The organism is Mesorhizobium sp. M2A.F.Ca.ET.067.02.1.1 (assembly GCF_004023285.1).
Taxonomy (GTDB): domain Bacteria; phylum Pseudomonadota; class Alphaproteobacteria; order Rhizobiales; family Rhizobiaceae; genus Mesorhizobium.
Window position 1 is genome coordinate 1 of record NZ_RZSB01001159.1, and the last position, 1,196, is coordinate 1,196.

General features: G+C 60.7%; 1 protein-coding gene and 1 pseudogene. Both read left to right on the forward strand.

The annotated features are described in order from the left end of the window. Nucleotides 1-203 (forward strand): annotated as a pseudogene (locus tag EOA28_RS36360) (DNA polymerase III subunit delta'); the annotation flags it as partial. A 127-nt stretch (nt 204-330) separates the two neighbouring features. Next, a partial coding sequence (locus tag EOA28_RS36365) for a methionine--tRNA ligase (protein WP_128315872.1) occupies nt 331-1,196 on the forward strand: 866 nt, incomplete at its 3' end.

A 1,196-nucleotide genomic window follows, 5' to 3' on the forward strand; every position in this document is an offset into this window, starting at 1 on the left:
TCTTCAATCGCCGCGCGCTCGATCTGCTTTCGGCCGCCGCCAGCGAAGCGGCGCTGTCCGGCGACCTCGCTAGGGCCAAAACCCTGTCTGAGGCTTGGCAGGAGGCGCTTAACACGATATCTGAAGCCGAGACCTACAATCTCGACAAGAAGCAGCACGCCCTGACCATGATCGACCGCCTGAATTCTGCGATGCGAATGTGACGGCCCGTTCGATGCATGCCGTTGGCCCACTTTCGGGCGGCCTGCATTGGCCTCGGGATGGCAATCGACGTTCCGATGCGATATCCACCGCCACAACTCACATTCAGATATTCATGACGGTTCATTCATGTCACGCGACACATTCTACATCACGACCGCGATCTCCTATCCGAACGGCAAGCCGCATATCGGCCATGCCTATGAGCTGATCGCCACCGACGCGCTTGCCCGCTTCCAGCGGCTCGACGGCAAGGACGTGTTCTTCCTGACCGGCACCGACGAGCACGGCATCAAGATGCTGCAGACGGCGCGCAAGGAAGGCATCGCGGCGCGCGAGCTCGCCGACCGCAATTCGGCCGAGTTCAAACGCATGGCGAGCGCGCTGAACGCTTCCAACGACGATTTCATCCGCACCACCGAGGAACGGCATTATGCGTCCTCCCAGGCGATCTGGAAGGCGATGGCCGCCAATGGCGACATCTACAAGGGTGGCTATGCCGGCTGGTATTCGGTGCGCGACGAGGCCTATTACGGCGAGGAGGAGACCGAAGTCCGCGCCGACAATGTGCGCTACGGGCCGCAGGGAACGCCTGTCGAATGGGTCGAGGAGGAAAGCTATTTCTTCCGCCTGTCGGCCTATCAGGACAAGCTCATCACGCTCTACGAGAGCCAGCCCGATTTCATCGGTCCGGCCGAGCGTCGCAACGAGGTGATGAGCTTCGTCAAATCCGGGCTGAAGGACCTGTCGGTTTCGCGCACCACCTTCGACTGGGGCGTGCCGGTGCCTGGCGACGAGAAGCATGTGATGTATGTGTGGGTCGACGCCTTGACCAACTACATCACCGGCGTCGGCTATCCCAATGAAAACGATGATAAATGGCGTTTCTGGCCAGCCGACGCGCACATCATCGGCAAGGACATCGTGCGCTTCCACGCGGTCTATTGGCCGGCTTTCCTGATGTCGGCGGGAATTCCGCTGCCGAAGCGCGTCTT